Annotated in this window: 16 protein-coding genes and 1 tRNA gene; 14 read left to right on the forward strand and 3 right to left on the reverse strand. The window is 41.8% G+C overall.

Features of this window, described 5'->3' with window-relative positions; all coding sequences use genetic code 11:
* The first annotated feature begins 177 nt into the window (after positions 1-177).
* From Bovatus_RS18995 to Bovatus_RS19040, 10 genes are all read left to right on the forward strand, one after another.
* Complete coding sequence (locus Bovatus_RS18995; RefSeq protein WP_004322162.1) at positions 178-3315, forward strand: SusC/RagA family TonB-linked outer membrane protein; 3138 nt, start codon at positions 178-180, stop codon at positions 3313-3315.
* Positions 3316-3328: 13 nt separating this feature from the next.
* Positions 3329-4798, forward strand: a complete 1470-nt coding sequence (locus Bovatus_RS19000; protein WP_004299892.1) for a RagB/SusD family nutrient uptake outer membrane protein — start codon at positions 3329-3331, stop codon at positions 4796-4798.
* Between the two features lie 13 nt (positions 4799-4811).
* On the forward strand, positions 4812-5423 hold the full coding sequence (locus Bovatus_RS19005; RefSeq protein WP_004310456.1) for a fasciclin domain-containing protein: 612 nt from the start codon (positions 4812-4814) through the stop codon (positions 5421-5423).
* A 28-nt stretch (positions 5424-5451) separates the two neighbouring features.
* The gene (locus tag Bovatus_RS19010) at positions 5452-6990 is read left to right on the forward strand and encodes a hypothetical protein (RefSeq protein WP_004299895.1); all 1539 of its coding nucleotides are present in this window, start codon (positions 5452-5454) and stop codon (positions 6988-6990) included.
* Between the two features lie 389 nt (positions 6991-7379).
* On the forward strand, positions 7380-8507 hold the full coding sequence (locus Bovatus_RS19015; RefSeq protein WP_004299897.1) for a hypothetical protein: 1128 nt from the start codon (positions 7380-7382) through the stop codon (positions 8505-8507).
* Between the two features lie 57 nt (positions 8508-8564).
* Positions 8565-9578: a DUF6528 family protein gene (locus tag Bovatus_RS19020; protein ID WP_004322159.1), complete on the forward strand. Its 1014-nt coding sequence runs from the start codon at positions 8565-8567 to the stop codon at positions 9576-9578.
* Positions 9579-9634: 56 nt separating this feature from the next.
* Positions 9635-11428, forward strand: coding sequence for a glycoside hydrolase family 71/99-like protein (locus Bovatus_RS19025; protein WP_004299899.1), 1794 nt, complete (start codon positions 9635-9637; stop codon positions 11426-11428).
* Between the two features lie 8 nt (positions 11429-11436).
* Positions 11437-13794, forward strand: coding sequence for a glycoside hydrolase family 31 protein (locus Bovatus_RS19030; RefSeq protein ID WP_004322157.1), 2358 nt, complete (start codon positions 11437-11439; stop codon positions 13792-13794).
* 19 nt (positions 13795-13813) lie between these two features.
* Positions 13814-16489 (forward strand): glycoside hydrolase family 2 TIM barrel-domain containing protein, encoded by a 2676-nt coding sequence (locus Bovatus_RS19035; protein WP_004299901.1) that lies wholly within the window; start codon positions 13814-13816, stop codon positions 16487-16489.
* Positions 16490-16506: 17 nt separating this feature from the next.
* Positions 16507-17304 (forward strand): sialate O-acetylesterase, encoded by a 798-nt coding sequence (locus Bovatus_RS19040; protein WP_004299902.1) that lies wholly within the window; start codon positions 16507-16509, stop codon positions 17302-17304.
* Between the two features lie 260 nt (positions 17305-17564).
* Here Bovatus_RS19040 and Bovatus_RS19045 read toward each other — a convergent pair.
* Positions 17565-17637 (reverse strand) — tRNA-Met (locus Bovatus_RS19045).
* Between the two features lie 237 nt (positions 17638-17874).
* On the opposite strand from Bovatus_RS19045, the gene Bovatus_RS19050 reads away from it, so the two are divergent.
* The 4 genes from Bovatus_RS19050 (at position 17875) to Bovatus_RS19065 (ending at position 22399) form a co-directional block, all read left to right on the forward strand.
* Complete coding sequence (locus tag Bovatus_RS19050; RefSeq protein WP_004299903.1) at positions 17875-18465, forward strand: TetR/AcrR family transcriptional regulator; 591 nt, start codon at positions 17875-17877, stop codon at positions 18463-18465.
* A 16-nt stretch (positions 18466-18481) separates the two neighbouring features.
* Positions 18482-19228 (forward strand): 3-oxoacyl-[acyl-carrier-protein] reductase, encoded by a 747-nt coding sequence (gene fabG, locus Bovatus_RS19055; RefSeq protein ID WP_004299904.1) that lies wholly within the window; start codon positions 18482-18484, stop codon positions 19226-19228.
* A 9-nt stretch (positions 19229-19237) separates the two neighbouring features.
* Positions 19238-19909: an RluA family pseudouridine synthase gene (locus tag Bovatus_RS19060; RefSeq protein ID WP_004299905.1), complete on the forward strand. Its 672-nt coding sequence runs from the start codon at positions 19238-19240 to the stop codon at positions 19907-19909.
* Between the two features lie 219 nt (positions 19910-20128).
* The gene (locus Bovatus_RS19065) at positions 20129-22399 is read left to right on the forward strand and encodes a GH92 family glycosyl hydrolase (RefSeq protein WP_004299906.1); all 2271 of its coding nucleotides are present in this window, start codon (positions 20129-20131) and stop codon (positions 22397-22399) included.
* 301 nt (positions 22400-22700) lie between these two features.
* Here Bovatus_RS19065 and Bovatus_RS19070 read toward each other — a convergent pair whose 3' ends face one another.
* Both Bovatus_RS19070 and Bovatus_RS19075 read right to left on the reverse strand, forming a co-directional pair.
* Entirely contained in the window at positions 22701-23861 is a 1161-nt protein-coding gene (locus Bovatus_RS19070; RefSeq protein WP_004299907.1) for a glycoside hydrolase family 130 protein, read from the reverse strand.
* Between the two features lie 495 nt (positions 23862-24356).
* Entirely contained in the window at positions 24357-25802 is a 1446-nt protein-coding gene (locus Bovatus_RS19075; protein ID WP_004299909.1) for a glycoside hydrolase family 125 protein, read from the reverse strand.
* Positions 25803-25829: the final 27 nt, after the last annotated feature.

Below are 25829 nucleotides of genomic sequence, written 5' to 3' on the forward strand. Positions count from 1 at the left end.
CGGGTACTGTGTAATCTTTATTCTAATATAATAATTATTGTGTAGTATTATGAAAGACAAATATCCATGTAGTAAATAAAAGATAGCATTTTATTGGAGAGAATCAATATATTTTTCCCAATTAATTAAGTAGTGAGTAAAACCTTGATAATTAACCAATTTAATTTTATTCTAGTTATGAAAAATTTGCAGAGTAGGACAAAAGTGCGGTTGCTTCAGTCGTTCCTTTTGATTTCCTTGAGTCTCTTTTTCCTTGTCAATCCGGCTTATGCTCAAGGCGGGTTTGCAGTGAAGGGAGTTATTGTGGATAAAACAGGATTTCCTTTGCCTGGCGCCAATGTGATGGAAAAGGGAACATCTAATGGAACAATTACAGATTTAGATGGTAATTTCTCATTGAATGTTTCGAAGAAGGGAGTTACTTTGACTGTATCATTCATGGGATATACCCCTAAAGATGTGGTAGTGAAAGATAAAACAATGAATATTACGCTTGAAGAGAACTCTAAGTTATTGGACGAAGTAGTGGTAGTGGGTTACGGTACGATGAAAAAGCGTGATGTAACAGGAGCTATTACTTCCATCTCAAGCGAGGCCATTGAGCAAAAAATGGCTACTAATGTTTTTGAAGCACTGCAAGGTACTACTGCCGGTGTACAGGTGGTGTCCGGTTCCGGACAGCCCGGTGAATCTTCTTCTATCAAAATTCGTGGTACTTCCACGTTCTCTGCCGAAGGTGTGACTCCTCTTTATATTGTAGATGGTGTTCCTTTGGAAAGTATCGATGGTATCAATACCAATGATATTACTTCTATGGAGATTTTGAAGGATGCCGCTTCTGCAGCTATCTACGGTTCCCGTTCGGCGAACGGTGTGATTATTATCACTACCAAAAGTGGGCAGGAAGGTAAAGCCCGTATTGATATCAAGTATAATCACTCGTGGGGTACATTGTCTCACAAGGTTCCACAAGCAAACCGTAAAGAACGTTTGTTGTACGACCAGTATCGTAAAGAGTATTTTGAAACATACGGCGGAGGTAATCCGGATGAAAGTAGTGATATACTGAATGATCCGTTGAACTCTTTCTTTAATGTGGATAACGATTATCTGGACATGATTACAAGCACTGCACAAAAAGATCAGGTGGATATCAGTGTAGGTGGTGGTACAAAGAAACTGAAATATTTCATCAATACCGGTTATTATAATGAGAAAGGTATTATTTCCAATACAGGTTTCCAGAGATTAAATACTCGTATCAACTCCGATTATTCACCGACAGACTGGATGAATATGGGTAGCCGTATTTCTTTGACTTATTCTAAAAAGAAAGGTCTGAATGAAGGTACTTTATTGAGCGCAGTGTTGACTCGTCGTCCTTATTTCAATACTTATTATCCGGATGGCTCTTTGGTCGGAGTGTTTAACGGTCAGAAGAACCCTATTGCGCAGGTCAATTATACCACCGACTTTACTGATTCTTATAAGGCTAACTTCTTCCAGTTCTTTGAAATCAAATTCAACAAGTATTTGAAGTTTAGAGCTAATATTAATGCCAACTTCTATCTGGATAAACGCAAAAAACTCGAACCGAGTCTTATCACCGATGAATGGCAGAAACAGAATAAAGGTTATTCTTATAATTACCTGAACTGGAACTGGATGAATGAAGACATCCTTACTTATGCACGCAAAATAAAAGATCATAATTTTACGGCCATGGTAGGTGTTAGTGCACAGCAGTGGCGTTATGAAAACGAAACATTTGTGGGGATAAACTCGTCTACAGATTTTATCTATACAATGAATGCTTTTGCCGCAAACCTAGATTTGTCATCTACAGGCTCCACATTAAGCAATCACTCTATGGCTTCCATTTTTGCCCGTGTGACTTATGATTATAAAGGAAGATATTTGCTCAATGCCATTATGCGTCGTGACGGTTCTTCTCGTTTTGCCAAAGAGAACAAATGGGGTAATTTCCCTTCCGTATCTGTGGGATGGCGCTTCTCGGATGAGAAATTCATGAAATTTTCGAAAAAGTTTCTCGAAGATGGTAAGATCCGTGCAAGTTTCGGTATCACGGGTAACGAAGCAATCGGCAATTACGACTATATCTACTCTTATTCTCCGAATTCTATTTATGACGGAGTGGGTGGCGTTATTCCGACTCGTATCGGTAAAGACAATCTGAAATGGGAGGAAACTAAACAATTCAACCTTGGTCTGGACTTGAATTTCTGGAATAGCCGTTTGACAGTCACTGCCGATTATTACGATAAATATACAGACGGTTTGCTGGCAAACTACCAATTGCCTAAAGAATCTGGTTTTGCATATATGAAAACCAATGTCGGTGAAATGAGTAACCGAGGCTTTGAAATAGCTGTTACCGGTGATATTATCCGCACGAAGGACTGGAAGTGGAATGCTTCTTTCAATATCTCCAGAAACATCAACCGTATTGAGAAGCTGTCTGAAGGTAAGGCATATATGGAAGGTGATATCTGGTGGATGCAGGAAGGTGGCCGTGTGGGTGACTTCTACGGATTTAAAAGCGCCGGTGTCTTTGCATACGACGAATCGAATGCTTTCACTGATAAATGGGAACAACTGACTCCGGTGTTTGAGAATGGTGTATTTCAGTACAAATATTTGTTGGATGGAAAAGAATATACAGGTAATATTCGTCAGAAGACGTTGCCGAACGGCAAACCGTTCCGTGGTGGAGATTACAACTGGGAAGAACCGGAAGGAGCCCGTGATGGTGTGATTGATGATAATGACCGTATGGTGATCGGTAATGCCATGCCTGATGTAACTGGTGGTTTGAATACAACGGTGACTTGGAAGAATTTGAGTTTATACTTAGGATTCTATTATTCATTGGGAGGACAGATTTATAATGCAGCCGAACATAATCGTAATATGTTCAAATACACCGGAACTACTCCTTCACCGGAAGTCATCCATAATATGTGGTTGCATCCGGGTGACCAGGCAATCTATCCGCGTCCGTATAATGATGATTACAACAATGCCCGTATGGGTAACTCGTTCTATCTGGAAGATGCTTCATTTATTCGTTTACAGAACATACGTGTAGCATACGATCTTCCTGAAAACTGGATAAAGAAGCTGATGTTGAAGAATATAAATATCTACGCTTTTGTAAACAACGCTTTGACATGGACCAACTATTCGGGATTCGATCCTGAATTCTCTACCAACAATCCTCTGCAGGTAGGTAAAGACTCTTACCGTTATCCGAGAAAGAGAGAATATGGTATTGGTTTTTCTGCAAACTTTTAATTGAAGATATCGTATGAAGAATATAAAATATTTTGTTGGAGCTGTATGCCTGGCTCTATCATTGAATAGCTGTTCAGACTTTCTGAATGAGGAACCGGTAAGTGAAATTCCGGCAGGTGACATGTGGCAGACTGCCCGTGACGCTAAGGCAGGTATAAATGAAATCTATGGATTGTTACGTTCCACTTTACGGGAGAACTATTTCTATTGGGGTGAGTTCCGTTCGGATAATGTAGCTCCCGGAGCACCGGTAATGGCCGATCAGGCACGTGTTATCAACAACCTGATGTCTACGGATGAGAAATGTGCAAAGTGGACGACTCTGTATCAGATGATTAACCAAGCAAATCTGGCTATTAAATATATTCCTAATATCAGTATGCCTGATGTGGCAGACCGAAATGACTATCTCGGACAAGCTTATGCATTGCGTGCTTTGGCCTACTTCTATGCTATCCGTGTTTGGGGAGACGTACCTTTGTTTATAGAACCTACTGAAAAGTATTCGGAGGCCATCTACAAAGAGCGTACGGATAAAAACTACATTTTGGAACATGTCATTCTTCCGGACCTGAAGAAAGCGGAAGGACTGATAAACCGTAACAAGAATTACGAACGTAAACGCATTTCTATCTGTGGCGTATGGGCCATCATGGCGGATGCTTATATGTGGACTAAAGAATATAATCTGGCTGACCAGACCATCGATAAGATGGCAACTATTGCTTCCAAAAAAGGCGGTCGTTTTGTAGACTTCGAACCTAGCATTGCTACTTGGCATACTATGTTTACGGAAGAGCTGACTAATAAACCTTCCGATGATACACCGGAAAATGATGAGTATAACTCCAGAGAGTTTATTTTTCTTGTTCATTTCAATATGGATGAAGTCGGCACGAATGGTTACAGTTATATGTATCAATGGTTTTCCGGTTCAGGGAATCGTGCGGCAGTCATATCTGATAAGTTTATGAGTATCTTTGATGAAAAGGATATGAAAGGTGATTTACGTAAAGATTATACAGTGAAGAATTACCAAAATGGAAATGAATTGCGTAAATATATGGCAGGTGACATCAGTAACTCTTTGAATAAGACATGCGAAGTAGCCTATCCAATCTATCGTTACACAGATATGATGTTGTTGCAAGCTGAAGCTCGTGCTCATCAGGGAAAATGGGGGGAAGCTTTGGATTTAGTAAAAACTGTACGTGACCGTGCCGGATTGAATACACTGACTGAAAATGATTTTGCTTCAGAAGAAGAGGTAGTCAATTATATCTTGCGTGAACGTCAGGTGGAGTTAGCCGGTGAAGGACGCCGTTGGTTTGATTTGTTGCGTACCGGAAAGTGGAAGGAAGTGATGAAACCTATTAACGGTATGGAGCAGGACGGCAATGAACTTTTCCCGATCCATTATTCACATATTTTGGAAAATCCGAAGATTGTGCAGAATACGTATTATGGTAATACTAACAACTAAAAAGGTAGAAGCAATGAAAAAGACAATATTATATAAGACTCTTTTCTTTTGTTGGACAATTTTGGCATTGACCGGTTGTGACCTGGACTTGCAAAAGAACTATGATTATGAGCCTTCGGTGGATGATCCGTATGTAAAAGTGACAGCATGGGAATATTTTCAGGATCACAAAGATATGTTCTCGGAGTTGATAGCAGCTATCGAGTATACAGGTTTGAAGGACTATTATACCCAGACTGATAATAAATATACTTTTCTGGCTTTGAATAATGCCGGTATGCAGCTTTATCGGGAGAATGAATTTGCAGGCGTAGCTTCCATTACAGATTGTGATAAAGAAAAGGTGAAGAATATGTTGCTTTATCATATTGTAGATGGAGAATATAGTTCTTATGGGCAATTGCAGGTAGAACCGATGTTCGTCTTGACTATGCTGAAAGGTGAGACTGGATTGATGACAATGTCTGTATGGAAAAATCCATGGCAGGCTGCAGTAGGTAAGATTCTGGTAAATCAGACCGGAAGCAACGGAAAATCTCCGCAACGGCAAGCTAAGACTAGCAATATTCTGCCGACAAACGGTGTGATTCATATATTTGAGAACTATTGCAAATATTCCAAATAACCACAGTTAATTAAAAAGAGAACTAATTATGATTCGTAAAATATATACCTTATTAATATTAGGACTTTGCTTGGGCTTTGCTGCCTGTGGCGACGATAATGATGGACTGGATCCTAATGCAGCAGCTCCTGTGATTAATTTTCCTATGGAGCAGCTGGACGTTGATTTGAATAAAGTAGACAATCTGCCGGTAGTGGCTGTTATTAAATCACAGGCAGGGCTTCAGAGCGTGACAATGAAATTGCAGACGGTAGAGGGAGTGACAGAATATAAAACTGTAACCGACTTTTTTAACCCCAACTCTTACAGCTTGTCTGAAAACTTGGAGTACAATGCAAATTATGAAGCTTTTATCATTGAAGCTACGGATAAACTGAATCATGTTACGAGTGGGACTTTACCAATTGCTGTTACCGATGTAATGGCACGTCCTGTCATTACATTCGATCCGGAAGAGATTGTATATGATGAGATGGATGAAAATCCGGTAATGCCTCGTACCACTTTTAAAATTGTTTCGGAAGCTGGTTTGAAGAAAGTAGAAAGATTCTTAGTCTCTGCCGACGGACAAACACCGAAAGGCGGAGATGTGCTGAATGGCGACAAAACGTATGAGCACGATGAACTGATAGAATATAAAGAAGGCGATAAGGGTTTTAAAGTGAAAGCGGAAGATATCTATGGTAATATCACAATTTCTACTTTGCAGGTGTCATATAAGACAGTTCCGGTTCCTGTATTGACCTTGGGTAAAGAGCTAATTACTACTGATGAAGGAGTAGATACGGAAGTTCCGATGCACATCGAATCCGTTCGCGGTGTAAAACAGGTAGCTATCTTCCGGGTGGAGAATGGAGTAAGTACAGAAATTTTCCATGAGCAGATAGTGGGCGATAACAAGAATTTTGATTATACCCCTAAGGTGCAATTGACAGAAGAAACATCTCAACTCAAGGTGGTTGTTTCTGATGGTCGGGAAGGCAAGGAAGTTATAGGGATCGTAAAGACCTATGTGAATATGGAAGTTGTCCAACTTAAGGTTGGCAGTCATGTATTGGCCAATGCCGAACCGTTCGCTCTGATTTCGTTGAATGATATGAAAACGTATTCGGTAGATGAAGCTATTTCCAGTGTGGAAAGCGCTAAGAATGTTGATATAAAGTTCTTTATAAATTCTGCTAATAGTGTTCTTTCTTTCCGTTTCTATTCGATGGAGAATGTAGATAGCAAGAATAGTCTGTATAAAGGATCGGGCGGAAAGTCCTTGAGCAATCTGCCGGCTAAGAATATGACAAAATTTGTGTTATTCCCGGCAGGCTTTGATTACGATACGGCTTCTCGTTCCTCTATTAAGAATGAATATTTGGCCGGAAGTGCCGATCAGAAAGTGTATATGACAATTGATAACTTTGTCGGTAGTGTGATTGGATTTAAGACTAGTGGTAATTCAAGTGCTGGTGGAGAAAGATATGGTGTCATGAAAGTTCTTGATGTCTCCGGTAAGATGGATAATAATACGACCAAACAGATAGCAACTGTTGAAATCAAATTCCCTAAGAAGAAGTAAGCAGGGTAGTATTACCTACCGCCTGAAGTCTTAATAGAAAACTTCTTTTCTATTAAGACTAAACTTCCCTTTCATTGGGAGTAAAGTTTCTCTCTGTCCGATACAAACTATAAACGAAGCTTACGTTTTTATAAATGCAAGTTGCGTTTATAAAAACAAAACTTGCAATTATAAAAACAAAGCTTGCGTTTATAGTTTATAATAAGGATAAAAGAAGTTTGCAACAAGGGGGAAGGAAGTTCTCTCCTAGTGGAGGATAACTTTTCTATTAATAGCCGACGCGAGAGTTATTAACAGCTATCCCGGTGAACAGTAGATAGAGTATACGAAAGATGCGATTGATAACAAATACGATGGTTAAGTAATAATGTGCAGTAGCTGAAAGTAATATGAGAAAACATATAATATATAGATATTTCCTCTTTTTATCTTTGGTCGGACTGATGCAGTTGACGCTTAGCTGTTCCTCCTCTTCCAACGAAATAGAACCTTTGAAACCGGAAGGAGAAGATACTCCTTTGGAAAAAGATGAATATACTTTTATGAATGTAGAATACCGGAAGTGGCAGAACGGAACTTTCCAGGCATGGACAACGGCAGATTCAAGGGAAACACGTACCATTGATAATATGAATTGGTATACTCCCTCTTCGGATTATAGCCGGACTGCATGGGGAGGACGAATCGGTTTACAACCTTCATCTGTGGTTGGAAAAGAAGGCTTTTTCCGAGTGGCTAATTGTGGAGGCCGTTCTTATTTGCTCGATCCGGATAATGGAGCTGTTATCATTCATGGAATTCAGCATGTTCGTCCGGGAGAATCTACTGCTCATAAGAAGGCTTTCGGTACTCGATACGGTAGTGAGGCGCGATGGAGTGAAGAGACTGGCAAACTGTTAGCAGACAATCATATAAACTATATTTCGTATGGCTCGAACCGTATTGAAGTATTTCCTGCTGCAGTACGTGGTAACTTGTTGACCCCTAAGACGCAAAAGATTGCTTATGCAGAGAATCTGTATCTGCTTCGTACCTTTATGTGGGATATGAGTAAGAATTTGGGCTACGCGTTTGATGATGACAAATATAATCGCTTAGTTCTTCTTTTTGAACCCACATTTGCTACGTACATAGATCGTCTCGTACAAGAGAAGTCAGCTTTATTTGCCGGTGACCGGCATTTTATAGGTTTCTATCTTGACAATGAATTGCCATTTGCCAGTTATCAGGGAACTGGATATGCTAATACTGAAGGAGGTGGCTGGTTGGTGCATACACAAAAAAATAGAGGTGAGTTTTATCAGAACTTCTGTCTTCGTTTGCTTGAAACTCGAAACTGTGTAGGCTGGGTACATTTTGAGTATAATGATGGTTACGATTCTAACGGAAAAGCTTCTAATAAAGGAGTGGTTTCCATCGAATACGAACCTTATGAATCTTTTCTGTCGCAGATGCGGCAGTTGAATCTTTCAGTTCATTCATTGATCGATTATTACGATATAAAATCGGTTCAATAGATTGACGGAAACTTTAAATAGACAAATTGAATATTTAGAATTAAAATAGTTATGACCATGAAGAAGTTTAGTTTATTTGCAATCCTTTTAGGATTTAATATAGCTTTGGGAGCATGTTCCGATGATGATGCCGCTCCTGTAGTAAAAAATGAAATCTTTCAACTTCCGGAAAAGGCTTATGTACTGGCGGAACAATCCAGACGGGCTATTGTCATCAGAGATGCGGAGACGCACCGCAATATTTGGAGTTGGGATCCTTATACTGCCTGTGTTCCTGCTGCACAGCAGGGTTGGTTTGTCAATCCGAGTGAAGTAAAACCGGTTTTCAATAGACGCTATATCTTGATGACTGCCTCCGGCGGAGCTGTGGCTTTAATCCGTTTGTCCGATCATAAATTAATGTTCTACGCAAATTGCGGACAGAATCCCCACTCTGCGGAGGTATTGCCCGATGGAAATATCGTGACGGCAGAATCTAAATCCGGTGAAATCAATACCTTTGTGGTTGACACGGTTAAGGTATTGGGAGCAAAAGCTAATACGGTGAAGTTGGGTAATGCGCATAATGTTGTTTGGGATAAGAAAAGATCGTATCTTTATGCTACAGCTACCAAAAAAGAGGGAGTGACTGCATTATTCCGTTTTAAGTACGATGGCAACCGGAGTAATCCCAAGTTAATAAATCAGACTACCCTTTATACATTCAGCAATGAATCGGGTGGGCATGATTTGTTCCCGGTATATGGTGAAGAAGATAAATTATGGCTTACTGCTGCTTCGGCTGTCTATAAGTTTGATTTGACTGGAGTTACCGACGCTACGACTAATGACTCTACCGAACCTACTTGCGAGAAAGTTTACAGCATAGCCGATATAAAAAGCATCTGCAACGGACCGGACGGAATCCTGATGCTGAAACCGACTGAAGAGTGGTGGGCAGAAGGACTTGTAAATGAGAAGGGAGAAGAACTTTTCAAAATGGACGAAGCCAAGATTTATAAAGGCCGTTGGATGATAGACAATCTTTTCAGTTATCCGGAAAAGCATGATTTCGTGTTGAGTGAGGACTGATTAAGTATGGTGGAAGATTGATTAAGTACATAAGTTGAATAATTAAGTTTGGAACAATGAGGAAACTTCTTCTTTTTTTATTGGTATCTATCGCATTACCGGCCTTGGCGCAGAATGGAAAGAAAGTGTATGCCGACTTTCACGGAGTGCGCTATACCCGGCAGCATGACGGAAAGCTGGGGCGTTGGGAGATGTATGCCAATACGGAAAAATCAAGTACCGGAAGGAAGTCGCTGTGTTATAATGCCGATCTGATAGACAGCGAAGGACGGCATGAGATAGCGGCAGTGGCTTATCCCCAAGTCGGAATGCAGTCCAATCTCGATCCCGATTATATCGAATATCAGATATTGTCGGCAAAAGCGGCTAAGATAGATGGATTCTTTATCGAATGGGGATTCAAGCCTCACGAAAATGACATCTTGCTGCGTGAGATGCAGAAAGTGGCAGCAAAGTATGACTTTGAAATCGGCGTAAACTGGTGCGACGGTTGGTTGTATTATGACTGGATTACTAAACTTTATCCGGAAATCAATACCCGTGAGGCAAAGACCGAATACATGGCCAAATGTTACCAATATCTGGTGGATAGCGTCTTTACCGGTCCTACAGCTCCTATGGTGAAGGGAATGCCTGTTTTTTATCATTTCGGTCCCGGAGCGAAAGTGGATGAATATAAGAAAGTATTATCATTGGCGAAATTACCGCAAGGAATGAAGCAACCGGTTGCTTTACGCCGTTGGGCAGATTGGGGAAAACTGGAAAATGATAAATATATCCCCGTCACTCGTAGCGATGAAATGGATACCTGGAAAGAAGTGGGAGAAATACCGACTGCATGGCTTCCTGCCCGTGTCCGTACAAGAGATCAGGCACATGCCGAATGGGATAATTACGCCACTCAGGATGATGTTATCGAGTTTATGAAACCTTTCCGTGATTCAATTTGGCATAGTAACAATCCTGCTTATACCATTAAGTCGGGATTTGCCATGCCGGGAATGGATAACCGGGGATGTGCGGGCTGGGGACGTGGACACTTCTATTATATCCCACGTAACAATGGAGAAACTTATCAAAGTATGTGGAAGTTCTGTATGGCAGAGAAGGACAGCCTGGACATGATGTTTATCGCTTCGTGGAGTGACTATACCGAAGGACACGAAATAGAGCCGACCATTGAAAACGGTGACCGTGAACTACGTACGACTTTAAAGTATGCGGCGGAATTCAAAGACGAACAGGCGGACGAGCGTGGATTAACCTTACCTTTAATGCTTTTCCGGCTGCGAAAAGAAGCCCGTTTCCTGGAAAAGACGAAGATGGACGTATCCGCTTGTCAACGTTCGCTCGATAAGGCAGCATTGTTGATTAGCCAGGGACGTTATCCGGTGGCAATAGGCTTGTTGTCACAAATAGAAAATGATGTCAAGACGGCAAAATCCGCTTTGGCGGTTGAGATGATGCGTTTGCGTGAGTCGGACATGAAGATTCAGGGAAAGCGAAAATCCGGTGGTTACAGTGCCGAAGAAACCCTCTCTATTTCTTTGCCAAAAGAGCTGGTTTCCAAACTACAAATGAATAACTATGTAGGCTATCTTTATTTTGAGTATTTGGACAAAGGAAATGAATCCCTTTTTATACGTTCGTCTACGCTGCGTGAACCGAAAGAACCGTTTAAAATTGTGTCCCGGATACGTACCGACAACACGGGTGAATGGAAAAGCGCAAAAGTAGAATTGTATAAGGATAATATCGTGAATGGATTCAATATGCCTACTTTCTATTTAAAAGGAAATGTCGTAGTCCGTAATTTGTCATTGGGCTATACGATCTACACAGTCAAATAAATGCATGGATGAAGAGTTTAAATAATTGGTTATTAGTTTTATCTGTACTATCCTGCTTCGGATGTTCCTCTCCGGTCCATGAAGATGACAGGGGATGTGCTTTCGTATCTGACAGTATTCAATATCGGGTCGAGTTTATGTCGGCGGGGTGCGTGCGGATTCTGTCTTTTCCCGAAGGTGATACGCTGGTAACAAAAAGATTGGTGGTTGATTCGGAAAAGCCGGCTTTCAAAGATTATAAATGGGAAGATACGGGACAGAAGCTGCTCTTTCGCACCCGTGAACTTTCCGTAGTTTTTGATAAGGCAGATGCGGCTTTCATTTTTCAGGAAACATCCACAGGTAAGTTATTACTAAAAGAGAAAGGGGATAGAAAGGCACGGAACTTCAAACGTTCGGTTGCCGGAGGTGAACAATGTCTCGAAGTCACTCAATGCTTTGTTCCTACCGAGGATGAGGCCATTTACGGACTGGGACAGTATCAGAATGGAATCATGAACTACCGGGGGAAATCCGTACTTCTGTTACAGGCCAATATGGATATTGTCAATCCGTTCCTTATTTCGACCAACGGATATGGTGTCTTATGGGATAATTATTCTTCTACGAAGTTTGAAGATACGAAGGAGGGCTACTCATTTACTTCCGAAGTAGGTGATGCCTCCGACTATTATTTTGTCTATGGCAAGAATATGGACGAAGTCGTTGCCGGTTATCGGGAATTGACGGGGGACGTGCCGATGTTTGGAAAATGGGTGTATGGCTTCTGGCAGTCCAAAGAACGATATAAGTCGTTCGATGAATTGAAGGCAGTCGTTAAAGAATACCGTAAACGGGGAATTCCGTTGGATAACATTGTGCAGGACTGGGAATATTGGGGAGACAAACCTCATTGGAACAGCCTGACCTTCCATCCGGCAAACTTTAATCATCCCCGTCAAGTTATTGATGAACTGCATCAACAGGACCATGTTCATTTTATGCTTTCCGTATGGCCCGGATTCGGACCGGAAACGGCTGTCTATCAGTCTTTGGATTCTATCGGTGCATTGTTTAGTGAACCTACATGGGCAGGTTATAAGGTTTTTGATGCCTACAATCCTGCCGCGAGGGATATTTTCTGGCAATACCTCAAGAAAGGACTCTATGATATGGGTGTGGATGCTTGGTGGATGGATGCAACGGAACCATCTTTCCGGGATGGATTCACACAGTTGAAGCAGGAAGAAAAGACCAAATCAGCTGGTAATACTTATCTGGGTAGCTTCCACCGTTATCTGAACACTTATTCTTTAGAAATGCTAAAGGACTTCTATCAACGCCTGCGCGCCGAGAGCGATCAGAAGCGTATATTTATCCTAACTCGTTCCGCCTTTGCCTCGCAACAGCATTATGGTACAGCCGTATGGTCGGGTGACGTTTCGGCTTCATGGGAGAATATGCACAAACAACTGGTTGCCGGCTTAAATTTGTCTATGTCCGGTATTCCGTATTGGACTTCCGATACGGGAGGATTCTTTGTCACAGAACGGGATGCAAAATATCCCGACGGACTGAAAAGTAATGATTATAAAGAGTTATATTCCCGTTGGTTCCAGTTTAGCGCATTTACTCCTATCTTCCGTGCTCACGGTACGAATGTGCCGCGTGAAATTTGGCAATTCGGTGAAGAGGGGACATTATCTTATGATAATCAAGTGAAGTATATCCATCTGCGCTACCGTCTGTTGCCATACATTTACTCAATGTCCCATCAGGTAACCGCCAATAATTATACCATGTTGAGAGGTTTGGCAATGGATTTCACAACAGATACCCGGACATTTGATATTGATAATGCCTATATGTTCGGTACTTCCTTATTGGTGCGTCCGGTATTTCATCCGCAATCGGAAGAAAAGAACATCTGTATTTATCTGCCGGAACACAGCGGTAAATATTGGTATGACTTCTGGACCGGAGAAGCTTTTGAAGGAGGAAGAGAACAAATGCAGACAAATATCCTCGACATACTTCCGCTCTATGTGAAGGCTGGTTCTATCTTGCCTTTGGCAGAAGTGAAACAATATGCGATGGAATATCCCGATCGTGAACTGGAATTGCGTATCTATGGAGGAGCGGATGCTGCTTTTTTATGGTATGAGGATGAAGGTGATTCCTACCGCTATGAAGAGGGCGTATGTTCGAAAGTGCCGATGCAATGGAAAGATTCGGAACGGACATTGACTATTGGACTGCGTGAGGGAACTTATCCCGGTATGCCGGAACAAATAAAAATGCATGTGAAATTATATCTGCCTGAAGGTGCAGCTCTTGATAGCAAAGAGTGCGTCTACACAGGTAGAGAAGTGAAAATAAAGTTTTAATTATAAGTATATATCGATTATGAAGAAGTTTCTCTATATTTTTATTCTATTGTTTATTGTGGGATGGGCACAGGCGCAACAGCGTGTGGTATACACAATCAACGACGGATGGAAATTTACAAAAGGATCTCCGTTTGAAGCGCAGCTGGCCGGCTGTGACGACTCTTCTTGGGAGACGGTCAATATACCTCATACATGGAATAATAAAGATGCAGACGACGAAACTCCGGGATTTTATCGGGGACCGGCTTGGTACCGGAAACAATTGTTTGTAGATAAAAGCCAGGAGGGACGTCAGGCAGTGATCTATTTTGAAGGAGCCAATCAGGAAGTACGATTCTATCTGAACGGTCAGTTCGTGGGAGAACACAAAGGAGGGTATACCCGTTTCTGTTTTGACATCACTTCCCATTTGCGTTATGGACAGGAAAACCTGTTTACCATTTATGTGAACAATGTCTATAATCCGAATATTCCTCCCTTATCTGCCGATTTTACTTTCTTTGGCGGTATCTACCGGGATGTCTATCTGCAGTTTATGAATCCGGTGCACATTGCAACGAATGATTATGCTTCGTCAGGAGTTTATATCCGTACACCCGAAGTGAACAACTCCGCAGCCTCGGTAGAAATTACTACATTACTGACGAATAATACACTCCAACCTGCAGAAATCAGGGTGGAAAATGTAATCTGCGATGCGGATGGTAAGGAAGTGAAAAAGACTCATGCGGAAATAAAGCTGGCATCCGGTGAAACAAAGACAGACATCTCTAAAAAGATAAAAATAGATTCGCCCCGTTTGTGGGATATAGACGATCCTTATCGGTATATGGTATATACGCGTATTCTCGATAAGAAAAAGGGTACTTTGCTGGATGAAGTGGTGAATCCGTTAGGCTTGCGCTGGTTTAAATTTGATTCGGAAAAGGGCTTTTTCCTGAATGGCAAAGGACGTAAACTAATCGGAACTGCCCGGCATCAGGATTATTTTCAGAAAGGAAATGCCTTGCGCGACGAGTTGCATGTACAGGATGTACTACTGTTGAAAGAGATGGGAGGGAACTTCCTGCGTGTGTCACATTATCCCCAAGATCCTGTAATCATGGAAATGTGTGATAAACTGGGTATTGTGACTTCGGTTGAAATCCCCGTTGTCAATGCTGTTACGGAAACTGAAGAGTTTTTGCAGAACTCCGTTGAGATGGCTAAAGAAATGGTACGTCAGGATTTCAACCGTCCTTCTGTTATGATTTGGGGGTATATGAATGAGATTTTTCTGCGTCGCCCTTATACCGAAGGCAAGCAATTGGAAGATTACTACCGCTTTACTGAAAAAGTAGCCCGTGCCTTGGAAGCGACCATCCGCGAGGAAGATCCTTCAAGATATACCATGATGGCTTATCATAATATGCCTCAATATTACGAAGACGCCCATCTGACCGAAATCCCGATGATTCAGGGATGGAACCTGTATCAGGGCTGGTATGAACCGGATATTAATGAGTTTCAACGTTTGCTTGATCGTGCTCATAAGGTATACAAAGGAAAAGTACTGATGGTTACGGAATATGGACCGGGAGTAGATCCGGGACTTCATTCCTACCAGCCGGAACGTTTCGACTTCTCACAGGAATATGGTTTGGTGTATCATAAACATTATCTCCGTGAAATGATGAAACGTCCGTTTATAGCCGGTTCCAGTCTGTGGAATCTGAATGATTTTTATTCCGAATCCCGTGTAGATGCTGTTCCTCATGTAAACAATAAAGGCGTTGTCGGGTTAAACAGGGAGAAGAAAGATGTTTATTGGTTCTATAAGACAGCCTTGTCACGTCGTCCGATACTTGTCATTGGTAATCGGGAGTGGAAAAGCCGTGGGGGAGTGGTGAATACGGCGCAGAAAGAATGTATTCAATCCGTCCCTGTATTCTCTAATGCGGAAGAAGTAGAGCTGTTTGTGAATAACAAGAGTCTGGGAAAGAAAAAGGTGGAAGATAATTATGCTTTGTTCGATGTACCGTTCGTTGGTGGGGAGAATCTCCTGGAAGCGGTTGCTGTGGCTGGTGATAGCAAATTGCGGGATATGCTCCGGATTCAGTTCCAGTTGGTAGGCTCACAGTTGAAAGACGAAGCAATTCCATTTACGGAAATAAATGTAATGTTGGGTTCTCCGAGATATTTTGAAGACCGTACAGCAAATGTAGCATGGATTCCCGAGCAGGAGTATAAGCCCGGTAGCTGGGGATTTGTAGGCGGAACTTCTTATCGTCGTAAAACAGGATTCGGCAGTATGCTTGGTTCGGATATTGACATTCTGGGAACGGATATGAATCCAATCTTCCAGACTCAACGTGTTGGAATAAAATCTTTTAAAGCTGATGTACCGAATGGAGAATATTCCGTATATTTGTACTGGGCAGAATTGGAGTCGGACAAAGAGCGGGAAGCGTTGGTTTATAATCTGGGAGCTGACTCGGAACAGACGTTTGCCGGAAACCGTAGCTTCGGAATTTCAATGAATGGAACGACTGTTTTGGATGATTTCAACATAGCTCGTGATTACGGATATGCCCGTGCTGTTATCAAGAAATTTGTAGTAACGGTGAAGGATGGAAAAGGATTGAGTGTTGACTTTCATAAAAAAGAAGGAGAACCTATTCTGAACGCTATCCGTATTTATAGAAACTATTAATCATAAACACTGTCAATATGCTTAGGTCTATTTATTTACTGTCTTTTCTCCTCCTGCAATCTTTATTTGCTTTTGCCGGGAATGTAAAGGAGAATGTTCCGTCTTCTTTTGACTTGTATGTATGCATCGGACAATCCAACATGGCGGGGCGTGCAACATTAACTCCGGAAGTCATGGATACCCTCCAAAATGTGTATCTATTGAATGATAAGGGGAATTTTGAACCGGCAGTAAATCCTCTCAATCGTTATTCTACAGTTCGGAAAGATTTGTCAATGCAGCGTTTGGGACCGGCTTACGGCTTTGCTAAAGAGATGGCCCGACAAACGAAACGTCCTGTCGGACTGGTAGTAAATGCGCGTGGAGGCTCATCCATCAACTCCTGGCTAAAAGGGAGTAAAGACGGATATTATGAAGAAGCTCTTTCCCGGGTTCGGATTGCAATGAAGCAGGGAGGTGTTTTGAAAGCAATCCTTTGGCATCAGGGAGAAGCCGATTGTTCGAATCCGGAAGCGTATAAACAGAAACTGATTTCTTTGGTGAAAGACTTGCGGGAAGATCTGGGCATGCCGAATCTACCGGTTGTTGTAGGACAGATTTCTCAATGGAACTGGACGAAAAGAGAAGCAGGTACAGTCCCCTTTAATCAGATGATTAAAAAAGTTTCTTCATTTATTCCCTATTCCGATTGGGTATCATCGAAAGGATTGGGATGGTATAAAGATGAGAAAGACCCTCATTTTAATACGGAAGCACAACTGTTATTAGGAAAACGTTATGCGAAAAAGATACTGAAGTTTTATAAACATCAATAGGATACCCTTTTTCGAAGGAACATAAAAGCCGGCTGATTCATGAGGGATCAGCCGGCTTTTGTATGGTGAATAACTAAATACTGCCTTGTTGATAGAAAAGGAATCTATATAGTTAATTGCTTTATTATAAGCAAATTAACCTGTTGATAACTTTGTTGATATCCTTGTTGATAACTGAAATTAGGTTGTGAATAAAGTCAGTAAAGAAGAGTCGTCATAAAAAAGAAGAACCGCATTTCTGCGATTCTTCTTATCTTTAGTTGCGGAGATCCGACTCGAACGAATGACCTTTGGGTTATGAGCCCAACGAGCTACCAACTGCTCCACTCCGCGATGTTTAACGGGTGCAAAGGTACGGCTTTTTTTGAAACAAACAAATAATTAGCCGAATATTTTTCGAATAAATCATCACTTTTTTCTTATTTGGTTGAGAATGAATGAAATAATGATGAAACTTTTTCTTAGCACCTATTAATATACAAATGTTAATATTCTCTCTATTTTCTTGTATGGTCTAAAGAAAAGAATTACTTTTGCTCAAAATATTCAGCAATGTGCAATTTGTAACCTATGACCGTATCCAAGACAAAAGCCAAATTAGTAGATGTAGCCCGTCAGCTTTTTGCGAAGATGGGAGTAGAAAACACAACTATGAATGATATCGCTCTTGCTTCTAAAAAAGGTAGACGAACGCTCTATACTTATTTTAAAAGTAAGGATGAAATTTATTTGGCTGTTGTGGAATCGGAATTGGATATTCTGTCGGATATGATGAAGCGGGTGGCCGAGAAAAATATCTCACCGGACGAGAAATTGTTGGAGATGATATATACCCGGTTGGACGCGGTAAAAGAAGTGGTCTATCGAAACGGAACATTGCGTGCTTATTTCTTCCGTGATATATGGCGGGTGGAAAAAGTTCGCAAGAAGTTTGATGCAAAGGAAGTCCAGCTCTTTAAAGCTGTTCTTCTAGAAGGACAGGCAAAAGGAGTTTTCCATATTGACGATGTGGAGATGACTGCCGACTTGATACATTATTGTGTGAAAGGAATTGAAGTTCCTTACATTCGTGGCCATATAGGTGCACATCTGGATGAAGATACGAGAAATAGATATGTGTCCAACATTGTGTTTGGCGCACTGCATAGAACAGAAATTTAATTAAATAACTTTTAGTATGGGATTATTAGACGGAAAAACAGCCATTGTGACCGGTGCTGCTCGCGGTATTGGTAAGGCTATCGCTCTTAAGTTTGCTGCCGAAGGTGCAAACATCGCATTTACTGACCTTGTCATTGACGAAAATGCAGAAAATACAGCAAAGGAACTTGAAGCAATGGGCGTGAAAGCCAAAGGTTATGCTTCTAACGCTGCTAACTTTGAAGATACTGCAAAGGTCGTTGAAGAAATCCACAAGGACTTCGGACGGATCGATATATTGGTAAACAATGCCGGTATCACTCGTGACGGTTTGATGATGCGCATGAGCGAACAGCAATGGGATATGGTAATCAACGTGAACCTGAAGTCTGCATTTAACTTCATCCATGCTTGTACACCTATCATGATGCGTCAAAAAGCTGGTAGCATTATCAATATGGCCTCTGTTGTAGGTGTTCACGGAAATGCAGGACAGGCTAACTATGCTGCTTCCAAAGCAGGTATGATTGCATTGGCTAAGTCTATCGCACAAGAGTTGGGCTCTCGCGGCATCCGTGCCAACGCTATCGCTCCGGGATTCATCCTGACAGACATGACAGCTGCTCTTTCTGACGAAGTAAGAGCTGAATGGGCAAAGAAAATTCCTTTGCGTCGTGGTGGTACTCCTGAAGATGTGGCAAACATCGCTACCTTCCTGGCTTCTGATATGTCTTCTTATGTGTCAGGTCAGGTGATTCAGGTAGATGGTGGTATGAATATGTAATCGAACAGAATGACTGTTGTATACGAAGACAACCATATCATTGTAGTCAACAAGACCGCTTCCGAGATTGTCCAGGCAGACAAGACGGGGGATACGCCGCTTTCGGAGACTGTGAAACAGTATCTGAAAGAGAAGTATCAGAAACCCGGAAATGTTTTCCTCGGTGTGACACACCGGCTGGACCGCCCCGTAAGCGGTCTTGTTATTTTTGCCAAAACGAGTAAGGCATTAACAAGGCTCAACGAAATGTTTCGCACCAGTGAGGTGAAAAAGACTTATTGGGCGGTTGTGAAAAATGCTCCGCAAGAACCGGAAGGTGAACTGGTACATTTTCTTGTACGTAATGAAAAGCAGAACAAAAGTTATGCATACGACAAAGAAGTGCCGAACAGCAAGAAAGCGATCTTGCATTACCGGTTGATCGGTCATTCGGAGAATTACTATTTGCTCGAAGTCGATTTAAAAACCGGACGTCATCATCAGATTCGTTGTCAGCTGGCAAAAATGGGATGCCCTATCAAGGGAGATTTGAAATATGGCTCTCCACGCTCCAATCCGGATGGGAGCATTTGTCTGCATGCCCGGAGAGTACGGTTCATACATCCTGTCTCAAAAGAACTGATAGAGCTTGAAGCTCCTCTTCCCGAAGGGAATTTATGGAAAGGATTCGCCATAGATTAACACGGATTTCCACAGATTCATTTATTATGTTATTTAGTAGACGGTACGCAGTTTTTCTGTGGAAAACCGTGTAAATCTGTGGTTGGAACTTGCCAAAAGAGTAAACCTGCCTGCCATTTTTCTTGTAAACTCTAGCGACAGTTAGTTAATTCCTAAATAGGTAGTATATTTGCATCATTCGCTAACTATAATTTTCAATCATACCAAAGAAAAATACGAATGAAGGCATTTAAACTACTTGCACTTACTTCTTGTGTCTTGCTTGCAGCGGGAAATGGAGTAGCGCAACAGAACTATTCAAAAAGTGAAGGATTATTGCAGTACGTCGATCCGTATATCGGATCCGGTTATCATGGACACGTCTTTGTTGGGACGAGTGTTCCGTATGGAATGGTACAGCTGGGTCCTACTAATATCCATAAAGGTTGGGACTGGTGCTCGGGTTATCATTATTCCGATAGTATTTTAATTGGCTTTTCACATACCCATTTGAGCGGTACGGGCTGTACTGACTTATGTGATATTCTCATCATGCCATTGAATGAGATCCGTACTCCCAGAGGCAATCAGGATGATATACGTGATGGGTATGCTTCCAGATATTCTCATGCGAATGAAATCGCCCGTCCCGAATATTACTCTTTGCTTCTCGACCGTTACAATATCAAAGCCGAGTTGACAGCTACAGATCGTGTAGGCTTCCATCGTTATACTTATCCTGAAGGAAAACCGGCTTCCATATTAATCGACTTACGTGAAGGAAACGGATCGAATGCTTACGACAGCTATATCCGTAAGGTAGATGATTATACAGTAGAGGGTTATCGTTATGTGAGAGGCTGGAGTCCTTCCCGCAAAGTTTATTTTGTGTTGAAAAGTGATAAGAAGATAGAGCAGTTTACTGCCTATGATGATAATAACCCGCAACCTTGGGACCAACTGAAAGTGGCATCGGTGAAGAGTGTCCTCACTTTTGGTAACGTGAAGGAAGTGAAGATAAAAGTCGCCCTTTCTTCTGTCAGCTGTGACAACGCAGCGATGAACCTGCAATCCGAACTTACTCACTGGGATTTTGATAAGGTGGTGGATATGAGTGCCGACCGATGGAATAAGCAACTGGAGAAGATGACAGTAGAGACTGATGATGAGGCTTCCAAACGTGTATTCTATACCGCCCATTATCATACTATGATTGCCCCTACGCTTTTTTGCGATGTGAATGGAGAGTATAGAGGGATGAATGACATGATTTACACAGACCCGAAGAAAGCCAACTATACGACTCTTTCTTTATGGGATACCTACCGTGCATTAAATCCTTTGATGACTATTACTCAACCTGAAATGGTTGACCATGTAGTCAATTCGATGATTTCCATCTATCGTCAGCAGGACAAACTCCCTATCTGGCCTTTGATGAGTGGAGAGACCGATCAGATGCCGGGGTATAGCTCCGTGCCGGTGATTGCCGATGCATATCTGAAAGGATTTACCGGGTTCGATGCGGAAGAAGCATTGCAAGCAATGATAGCTACAGCTACTTATGAAAAGCAGAAAGGAGTACCTTATGTAGTCAAAAAAGGCTATATCCCTGCCGACAAAGTTCATGAAGCTACTTCCATAGCCATGGAGTATGCAGTGGACGACTGGGGAATTGCCGCTATGGCACGTAAGATGGGAAAGACAGAAGATGCTGAAACATTCTCAAAACGTGCTCATTATTACAAGAACTATTTTGATTCTTCTATCCATTTCATTCGTCCGAAACTGGAAGACGGCTCTTGGCGTACTCCTTACGATCCGGCACGTTCCATCCATACTGTTGGAGATTTCTGTGAAGGAAACGGATGGCAATATACTTTCTTTGCTCCACAAGACCCCTATGGGCTGATTGCCTTGTTTGGAGGTGACAAACCTTTTACAACGAAGCTTGATGGTTTCTTTACCAATACCGACAGTATGGGGGAAGAAGCATCGAGCGACATAACCGGATTGATCGGACAATATGCACATGGAAATGAACCTAGCCATCATGTTGCTTATCTTTATGCGTATGCCGGTGAACAATGGAAAACGGCGGAAAAGGTTCGTTTTATCATGAGCGATTTTTACACAGACCAGCCGGACGGTATCATCGGTAATGAGGATTGTGGCCAAATGTCTGCCTGGTATCTTCTTTCATCTATGGGACTCTATCAGGTGAACCCGTCGGATGGTGTATTTGTTTTCGGTAGCCCTTGTTTTAAGAAAGTAGAAGTGAAGGTACGTGGTGGTAACACTTTTACTGTAGAAGCACCCAATAACAGCAAAGAAAATATCTATATCCAGAAAGTGTATTTGAATGGCAAGCCTTATGATAAGAGTTATATCACTTATCAGGATATAATAAATGGCAGCACATTGAAGTTTGTAATGGGGAAAAAGCCTAATAAGAATTTTGGTAAGGCTCCGGCAAACAGACCGGTTGTTTTGAATAAGATAAATGGATAAAGATGGCTTACTTATAAAAGACAGCTAATTGTTGAAAGGAGGAAGAAGCCTCCGACAATGAAAGAATAAAGCTGGTTCTCAATATTCAATTCAGTTTTCAATAGGTATTATAAGGCTTTCCGATTGTAGCATTTAATTCTGCTTCGGAAAGCTTTATTTTATACTAGAAACGGCTGAAAAGCAAATCCTTAACAAGAACTTACTGTTTTCAGCCGTTTTGGGGAATATAGTTTTAAGAAATAAGTTAGTCCTGATTACATCTTTCCTTTAAAAAAGAATGTAATCAAGACTATTTTTATAACTATGGAAGCGGATCAGCTTTTGCCGGTCGTTTCGGATCATAAACGGCTACTCCTACTTTGGAGTCAGCACAACCATAATACAAATACCATTTGTTTTTGAAGTAGACCATTCCTTCTATAAATACGGTTCCATCCACATATTGCCCACTCTTTTCAAAGCTATCCATCGGACGGAAGAACGGTTCATCGAGACGGGTGATAAAGCGGGTAGGATCATTGGCGTCGAAGAGTGCTTGTCCGGCAGCATAGACATTGGCGGTATAGCGTTTGTCACCTCTTCCTGAATGGTTCTTACCATTATAAAGAAGGACAATTCCTTTCGGAGTGTAGATAGCTGGAGGCCCACATTCGGTGAGATGGCTGTCGAAGTAGCCGTCACGGGGAGAAAACAGCTTCTTTAGGGAACCGTCAATGTTGACAATCGGTGTCCAGTGGATTAAGTCATCGGAAGTAGCTGCGAATACATGCTCCTCTCCCCAGTACATAAAGTATTTCCCGTTGACTTTCTTGATAACCTGTTTCCCTTTAACAACTTCGGTCAGGATAGAGCCGGACTTACAACCCAAGTTGAAGAACTTTCCATCAAATGCTTTGGCAAAAGCAGGACCGTGTTTTGTCCAGTCTTTTAGGTTGCGGGAGGTCGCTACTGCCAGGCGAGGTACATGGCGATTCCATTGGGTGTACATCATTACATATAATCCGTCATCGGTTACGGCAATTCGTGGGTCTTCGCAGCCGCCGGGCCATTCCAACTCTTTTTGTGAATCATTATCCGGATAGAATACAGGAGTCTTTTCCCGTTGGAAATGTGTGCCGTCGGTAGAAGTGGCATAACCGAGGCGAGAAGTCCTGTGTCCGATACCGACACCTGATTTATCCTCTGCACGGTATAACACGACAATCTCACCATTGTAGAGTGTAGCAGCCGGATTGAATGTATCGTTCGATTCCCACGCAATAGAATCTTTGGTCAATGGACAGTAAAACTTGGTGTTTTCTATAGGAGATATTACCGGATTGACATTCTTTGGACGTTCAAAACCACCGAAAGCCCAATCGGGTAATTTGTTCTCTTTATGATTGGAAGACTGTCCGTAGGCAGTACAGGTCATCATGGTTGTAGTAAGTAGGAATAAAAAAGTTGATTTCATATTGTTCATATTATATGGGTCATTTATTTTTTAGGAGTCATATACTCCCTACATATAAATTGGAAAATAAATAAAATGCTGTCATCTGTCACCTGATTGGGCATAAATGATTGATTATAAATATACTGCAGTGTGACAGCATGATGTGACGGCAAGGTGACGACAACTTTGCTGTCACTTTGTTGAAAGCAAGGATTTTATTGTTTCTCTGCTATGTGGGTACTTATTTCTCTATCCGGAGCGGTATTCAAGGATTATCAGACTATTACAGAAGAGAGAGTTTCAGTACTTGAAACTAAAAGTTCTATTGCTTGAAACTTCTGTTTCGTCAGTGGGAAACTTTAGTTTCATCGGTGAGAAACTCTAGTTTCACTTACTTGAAACTATGGTTTCAAAGGCCTGAAACTAAAGTTCTTCAACCTTGAAACTACTTTGGAAGCGTAGGCTTCAAGGTTAGAAACAGTTATCTCATAAGCGGGAATACAATAAAAACATAATAGAAGACTATTGGATACTATTCAGCAAGTCTACCTTTCCTTCATTCACGAGTTTTAGGATTAGTTCTCCGAACAGCGTATTTTGCCATGCAAACCAGGAACGAGTAAAGTTTTTCGGGTCGTTCTTGTGGAAAGATTCATGCATGAACCCTGTTCCGGCATCCGTATCCATCAGCATTTTGATACAGGTCTTGATTTCTGCGTCGTTTTGACTGGTGAATGCTTTCATCATAATACTCATGGGCCAAATCATATCATATCCGATGTGCGGACCGCCAATTCCTTCACCGGCAGTACCTTTGAAGAAGTAAGGATTATCTTCGCTCCATACAAACTTACGGGTATTCTGATAAATAGGATCGTTCACTTTCACATCTCCAAGATAAGGCAGGGCAATGAGACTCGGCACATTGGCATCATCCATTAACAGTTGGTTGCCGAAACCATCCACTTCGAAAGCATAGATTTTGCCATATTTCGGATGATTGTAAACCGCATATTTTTTCAGGGCTGCTTCCACTTCGTTCGACAGTGTAGTACATTCTTTAGCTAAATCAGGTTTCTTGTTGACTGTATTCAGAATTTCGGCAGCTTTGCGCAATGAAGTTACAGCAAAGAAGTTGGATGGAACGAGGAACTGGAAAGTTGTAGCATCATCCGAAGGACGGAAAGCAGAAGCAATCAGTCCGACCGGCTTTACAGGATTACCCCAGCCGTCGTTGGTCATCGTATCGAGTGCACGTTCCGTTTTACGTTGGAAACGATAAGGACCTTTCGGATCTTCTTTTCGTTGCTGTTCCTTAAACGTTTTCAGAACCTTGGCGATGGCTGTAAGCCATTCGTCGGAGAATATACTGGCATCTCCCGTCGTCTTCCAGTAATGATAAGCGAGACGGATAGGATAACAGAGCGAGTCGATTTCCCATTTGCGTTCGTGCAGTTCGGGCTTCATGTCCGTAAGGTCGCTCATCCATTCGCCGCCTTCGGAATTCATGTTGAAAGCATTGGCATACGGGTCGATATTGATACACTTGAACTGACGTTTGATAACGCCGGCGAGCATTTTTTTCAGTTCTGCGTCTTTGTTGGCGAGTTGCACGTAAGGCCATACTTGTGCACCCGAATCGCGCAACCACATGGCGTGGATGTCACCTGTATAAACAAACGTATCGTCTTTACCGTCAAAATGAACAGTAGTATCCAGTGTGTTCGGGAAACAGTTTTCGAACATCCATGCTAAGCGGGCATTCGTCAGCAGTTGCTTGATATGCGCAATCTGTTGTTCCACAGCTTGTGAGACAAACAGACGTTTCGATGTTTCCGGACGGTTCGTCTGATAGTTGTTGATTTTGGTATTATCTTGTTGGATGACAAAATCACTGTTCGTTATAGCCTGCATATTGCTAGCGCCCAAGAGTGCTATGGACAAACAAAAGGCTTTAGTTATATTCATGGTAATAGTCTTTTTTTGTTGATTAGT

The organism is Bacteroides ovatus (genome assembly GCF_001314995.1).
Taxonomy (GTDB): domain Bacteria; phylum Bacteroidota; class Bacteroidia; order Bacteroidales; family Bacteroidaceae; genus Bacteroides; species Bacteroides ovatus.

Bases quoted from the DNA above. Each gene is read 5' to 3' on its own strand.
- Bovatus_RS19040 (WP_004299902.1), top strand. From the start codon at position 16,507: ATGCTTAGGTCTATTTATTTACTGTCTTTTCTCCTCCTGCAATCTTTA.
- fabG (WP_004299904.1), top strand. From the start codon at position 18,482: ATGGGATTATTAGACGGAAAAACAGCCATTGTGACCGGTGCTGCTCGC.
- Bovatus_RS19035 (WP_004299901.1), top strand. From the start codon at position 13,814: ATGAAGAAGTTTCTCTATATTTTTATTCTATTGTTTATTGTGGGATGG.
- Bovatus_RS19000 (WP_004299892.1), top strand. From the start codon at position 3,329: ATGAAGAATATAAAATATTTTGTTGGAGCTGTATGCCTGGCTCTATCA.
- Bovatus_RS19070 (WP_004299907.1), bottom strand. From the start codon at position 23,861: ATGAACAATATGAAATCAACTTTTTTATTCCTACTTACTACAACCATG.
- Bovatus_RS19015 (WP_004299897.1), top strand. From the start codon at position 7,380: ATGAGAAAACATATAATATATAGATATTTCCTCTTTTTATCTTTGGTC.
- Bovatus_RS19025 (WP_004299899.1), top strand. From the start codon at position 9,635: ATGAGGAAACTTCTTCTTTTTTTATTGGTATCTATCGCATTACCGGCC.
- Bovatus_RS19005 (WP_004310456.1), top strand. From the start codon at position 4,812: ATGAAAAAGACAATATTATATAAGACTCTTTTCTTTTGTTGGACAATT.
- Bovatus_RS19075 (WP_004299909.1), bottom strand. From the start codon at position 25,802: ATGAATATAACTAAAGCCTTTTGTTTGTCCATAGCACTCTTGGGCGCT.
- Bovatus_RS19050 (WP_004299903.1), top strand. From the start codon at position 17,875: ATGACCGTATCCAAGACAAAAGCCAAATTAGTAGATGTAGCCCGTCAG.
- Bovatus_RS18995 (WP_004322162.1), top strand. From the start codon at position 178: ATGAAAAATTTGCAGAGTAGGACAAAAGTGCGGTTGCTTCAGTCGTTC.
- Bovatus_RS19030 (WP_004322157.1), top strand. From the start codon at position 11,437: ATGAAGAGTTTAAATAATTGGTTATTAGTTTTATCTGTACTATCCTGC.
- Bovatus_RS19020 (WP_004322159.1), top strand. From the start codon at position 8,565: ATGAAGAAGTTTAGTTTATTTGCAATCCTTTTAGGATTTAATATAGCT.
- Bovatus_RS19065 (WP_004299906.1), top strand. From the start codon at position 20,129: ATGAAGGCATTTAAACTACTTGCACTTACTTCTTGTGTCTTGCTTGCA.
- Bovatus_RS19060 (WP_004299905.1), top strand. From the start codon at position 19,238: ATGACTGTTGTATACGAAGACAACCATATCATTGTAGTCAACAAGACC.
- Bovatus_RS19010 (WP_004299895.1), top strand. From the start codon at position 5,452: ATGATTCGTAAAATATATACCTTATTAATATTAGGACTTTGCTTGGGC.